Source organism: Longibacter sp. (assembly GCF_051155795.1).
Classification (GTDB): Bacteria; Bacteroidota; Rhodothermia; order Rhodothermales; family Salinibacteraceae; genus Longibacter.
The window spans coordinates 1-4,853 of the sequence record NZ_DAXETW010000165.1 but is presented as its reverse complement, the minus strand read 5'-3'; the positions used below and the strand labels follow the sequence as shown (position 1 = coordinate 4,853).

Below are 4,853 nucleotides of genomic sequence, written 5' to 3'. Positions count from 1 at the left end.
ACCTACACCGTTGCCAACGTGATTGAGGAGATCAACCGGCCCACGCTGGTGATGAGCCACAACAAGACGCTCGCGGCGCAGCTCTACGGCGAGCTGAAGCAGTTCTTCCCCAACAACGCCGTCGAGTACTTCATCTCCTACTACGACTACTACCAGCCGGAGTCGTACATCGTCCCGAGCGACACCTACATCGAGAAGGACGTGGCCATTAACGACCGCATCGAGCGGCTGCGGTTGCGTGCCACATCCGAACTCATCAGCGGACGGGACGATGTGCTCGTCGTGGCCAGCGTGTCCTGCATCTACGGCCTCGGTTCGCCGGAGGAGTTCAAGAAGGAGATCATCCAGGTCGAGCCCGGCATGGTGATCGACCGCGACGACCTGCTACGGCGTTTCATCGACCTGTTTTACCAGCGCAACGACATCGAATTCGAACCGGGCACGTTCCGGGTCCGTGGCGACGTGGTCGACCTCTTCCCCGCCTACTTCGAGGAGCGAGCCTTCCGGATCGAGTTCTGGGGCGATGAGATCGACCGGATCAGCCTGTTCGACGCCACCACCGGAAAGGAGATCGAGGAGCTGGATCAACACCTCACGATTTACCCGGCGCAGATTTTCGTAACGCCACAGGACCGCCTAAAGCGGGCCATCGACGATATCAAGGAGGAGCTGAAATGGCGGCTGGCCGTGCTTCGCGAGGAAGGAAAGCTCGTGGAGGCCCAGCGGCTGGAGCAGCGCACGCAGTTCGACATCGAGATGATGCAGGAGGTCGGGTACTGCTCGGGAATTGAGAATTACTCGCGCCACTTGACCGGCCGCGAGCCCGGCGAGCGACCGTACTGCCTGCTCGACTACTTCCCCGACGACTTCCTTCTCGTCGTCGACGAGAGCCACGTCACGATTCCGCAGGTCCGCGCCATGTACAACGGCGACCGGGCCCGCAAGCTCAAGCTGGTGGAGCACGGCTTTCGCCTCCCCTCGGCCCTGGACAACCGCCCCCTTACCTTCGAGGAGTTTGAGGAGAAAACCCCCCAGACGATCTTCATGAGCGCAACGCCGGCGGACTACGAGCTTGAACAGAGCGGCGGCGTCTTCGTGGAGCAGGTCGTCCGGCCCACGGGCATCCCCGATCCGGAAATCGACATACGCCCCACCGGCAACCAGGTCGACGACCTCATGGAGGAGATCCGCAAGCGATCGGAGAAAGGCGAGCGGGTGCTGGTCACCACGCTGACGAAACGGATGACGGAGGACCTGGCCGATTACCTCGACAGCTACGGGGTGCGCGTCCGCTGGATGCACTCGGACATCGACGCCCTCGAACGGGTCGACATCATCCGCGGCCTCCGGCTCGGCGAGTACGACGTGCTGGTCGGCGTGAACCTCCTTCGGGAGGGCCTGGATCTGCCGGAGGTGTCGCTCGTTGCCATTCTGGACGCCGACAAGGAGGGCTTCCTACGGTCGGAGCGGTCGCTCATCCAGACGGCGGGGCGGGCCGCGCGCAACGTGGACGGGCAGGTTATCCTCTACGCGGACGAGATCACCGACTCGATGCGCCGCATGATCGACGAGACGGAGCGGCGGCGCGAGATCCAGCTCGAATACAACGAGGAAAACGACATCACGCCCGAGCCGATCAAGAAATCACACGATCAGATCCGCCGCGGAACGGCGATCGCCGACGAGAAGGGCGACGACCACCCGGGCCAGAAGCGCCAGCACTACGGCGGTCCCGAGCAGCTATCATCGAAGGTCGCCGACCCGGTCGTGAAATACCTGGACAACGACCAGAAGCGCGACCTGATCGAGCAGATGAAGGAGGAGATGCAGGAAGCCGCCGAAGATCTCGACTTCGAGCGCGCCGCTGAACTCCGCGACAGCATCGAAGACCTCGAGGAGCAACTCGCCAGCGACGACGGCTCCGGCGAAGCCGCCAGCAACAAAGCCTCCGGGGAATAGGTGAGAACGGGCGAGAGGGGGAAAGGGAGCGGATATCTCTCGCTCGCCCTCTCACTCATTCTCCCATTCCCCTTAGTCTACCGCCGGCGCCTGATCGAAGGCGGTCCCGACGAGCATCTGCGCTTCTTCGAGCAAGCTCTCCAGGTGATCGTCGCCGTTAAAGCTCTCCGCGTAGATCTTGTAGATCGCCTCCGTCCCCGACGGCCGCGCGACGAACCAGCCGTTCTCCGTCTCGACCTTCAGCCCACCGATCGGGGCATCGTTGCCCGGCGCCTGGGTTCGGATCGCGGTGATCTCTTCCCCGGCGAGGGTATCAGACTCGACCTGATCGGGCGTCAGGTTCTTCAGTACCTTTTTCTGGGCCGGTGTCGCCGGAGCGTCTACGCGCTTGAACACCGGGTCCCCGAATTGATCCGTCAGGTCGGCGTAGATCTCGCTCGGGTCCTTACCGCGCGTGGCCATGATCTCGGCCGCCAGCAGCCCGGCGATAATACCATCCTTGTCGGTCGTCCACGTCGTGCCGTCCGTCCGCAGGAAGGTCGCGCCGGCACTTTCCTCCCCGACGAACCCGCAGCGGCCGTCCAGCAGCACGTCGACGAACCACTTGAACCCGACGGGGACTTCGTGCACGCTCTTGCCGTGATGCTCCGCAATCCGGGACAGCAATCCGGTGCTCACGACCGTCTTCCCGAGTCCGGCATCGGACGGCCAGTCCGGGCGATGCGTGAGCAGGTGGTCAAGCATGACGCAGAGAAAGTGGTTCGGCTGCATCAGTCCCCCGCTTGCGGTCACAATCCCATGCCGATCGTGATCGGTATCGCACGCGAAGGCGACGTCGTAGTCGTCCTTCAGGTCGATCAGCGACTGCATCGCATAGGGCGAGGACGGATCCATGCGGATGGCTCCGTCCCAGTCGAGGGTCATGAACGAGAAGGTGGGGTCGATCTCCGTCCGCAACACCGTCATCGGCAAGTCGTAGTGCTCCGCGATCGCCGTCCAGTACTTCACCCCGGCGCCGCCGAGTGGGTCGACCGCCAGCTTCAGGTCGGAATGTCGGATGGCCTCCATGTCGATCACGGAGTCCAGGTCGCGCACGTAGTTGCCGAGGAAGTCGTACTCCTTTGTCGTACTCGCCCGCCGCGCCTCGTCCTGCCCGATCCGCTTCACATCCGCGAGATCGTCTTCCAGGATTTCATTGGCCCGTTTCTGAATCCAGGATGTCGCGTCGGTGCCCGCCGGTCCGCCCGTCGTCGGGTTGTACTTGAAGCCGCCGTCCGTTGGCGGGTTGTGCGACGGCGTGATGACGATGCCGTCGGCGAGGCCCGTCGTCCGTTCGGCGTTGTACGTTAGAATCGCGTGCGAGACGGCGGGAGTGGGCGTGACCCCCTCATCGGCAGCCACCATGACCGTCACCCCATGGGCTCCCAGCACCTCCAGCGCCGTTGCGTGAGCGGGAAGCGAGAGTGCATGCGTGTCCATCCCCAGGAAGAGCGGCCCGTCAATCCCCTCCTGTGCCCGGTACTCACAGATCGCCTGCGTGGTGGCCAGGATGTGCGCTTCATTGAACGTGCGATTGAGCGATGAGCCGCGGTGACCGGACGTCCCGAACGAGACCCGCTGTGCGTCGATGGACGGATCCGGCTGCTCCGTCTGATAGGCTGCGACAAGACCCGGTATATCGGCGAGAGCGGACGCCGGCGCGGGCTGGCCGGCAAGTTCGTGAACGGACATGGCAGCAACGGTTGATCAGCGAAAGCAGGCACGATGAGACCCTCCCCCGCATGGTGAGACCCTCCCCCGCATGGTAAGACACCGGAGCCGGATTCTCCACCGGAAAAAATGCAATCCAACCGTGAACGGCCACACCGCCCCTTTCCTTTTCGCCGATGCGGCGGGCTTTCGAGGAACGGTGCCGACGGCATTAACGGATCCCCCCACCCCTCCTTCGCCGCATCTTCGAAGGAGGGCAGGGTCCACAGGGGAAACTTTCGGGGCGAAAGGCCGTGATGAAATGGCTACGATCCAAGCCATCTGCGCGCACCCTCTAATCTGCACGGCCTCGAGTCATGAAGAAGGATATCCACCCCGAGTACAAGGAAATCACCATCAAACTGGCGGACGGATCCGAGTTCGTCACCCGCTCCACGATGGATCGCGACTCCTACGAGTCCGAGGTTGACTCGACGAACCATCCGTTCTACACGGGCCGCCGTCAGTTCGTCGACACCGCCGGTCGCGTCGAGAAGTTCAATCGTCGCTACGGCCTCAACAAGGACACCGGCGAAGACGACGAGGGCGAGGAAGGAAACGAAGGCGACGAGTAAACCCCGCGCTCCCGCGAATCGCCGGCGCACCGGACCACAGGTGCGATGCGCGCACCACCTCCGGCCGTTCGTCGTCCGGCGCCAGCACCGAGATTCGAGGGCCATTCGCACTGCGGATGGTCCTCGTTTCGTTGCGGTCAACGCTGCCCCGGTCTCGCACGATCTCCACTCATTTTCCCGATGCCGCATGCCCGACGTCAACCCGGTTCACCTCATTGCCCATAAGCGCGACGGCCAGGCCCTCGACCCCGATGACATCCGCGGGTTCGTGCACGCTTACACTGCCGGGGACGTACCGGACTACCAGATGAGCGCGTTCCTGATGGCCACATACCTTAACGGCCTCAACGACGCGGAAGCCGCCGCTCTCACCGAGGCGATGCTGCATAGCGGGCGCGTCCTCGACCTGTCGGACCTGCCCGGGACGAAGGTCGACAAGCACTCCACAGGAGGCGTGGGCGACAAGGTATCGCTCATCCTCGCCCCCATCGTCGCCGCGTGCGGCGTCCCCGTGCCCATGATCTCCGGCCGCGGACTCGGCCACACCGGCGGGACGCTCGACAAGCTGGA

3 protein-coding genes and 1 pseudogene are annotated in these 4,853 nt (G+C 63.7%); 3 read left to right on the top strand and 1 reads right to left on the bottom strand.

Annotation, left to right across the window (positions count from 1 at the left end; translation table 11 throughout):
- Positions 1-1,959: excinuclease ABC subunit UvrB (gene uvrB, locus ACFCU0_RS15535; RefSeq protein ID WP_434974596.1), on the top strand; the 1,959-nt coding region annotated here is incomplete at its 5' end.
- 72 nt (positions 1,960-2,031) lie between these two features.
- On the opposite strand, the gene pgm is transcribed toward uvrB, so the two are convergent.
- On the bottom strand, positions 2,032-3,690 hold the full coding sequence (pgm, locus tag ACFCU0_RS15530) for a phosphoglucomutase (alpha-D-glucose-1,6-bisphosphate-dependent) (RefSeq protein WP_434974595.1): 1,659 nt from the start codon (positions 3,688-3,690) through the stop codon (positions 2,032-2,034).
- A 335-nt stretch (positions 3,691-4,025) separates the two neighbouring features.
- Here pgm and rpmE point away from each other — a divergent pair, with 335 nt between their 5' ends.
- A complete protein-coding gene (gene rpmE / locus ACFCU0_RS15525) occupies positions 4,026-4,283 on the top strand; it encodes a 50S ribosomal protein L31 (RefSeq protein ID WP_434974594.1) in 258 nt (85 codons plus the stop codon).
- Between the two features lie 187 nt (positions 4,284-4,470).
- Positions 4,471-4,853: pseudogene (locus tag ACFCU0_RS15520) on the top strand (thymidine phosphorylase); the annotation flags it as partial.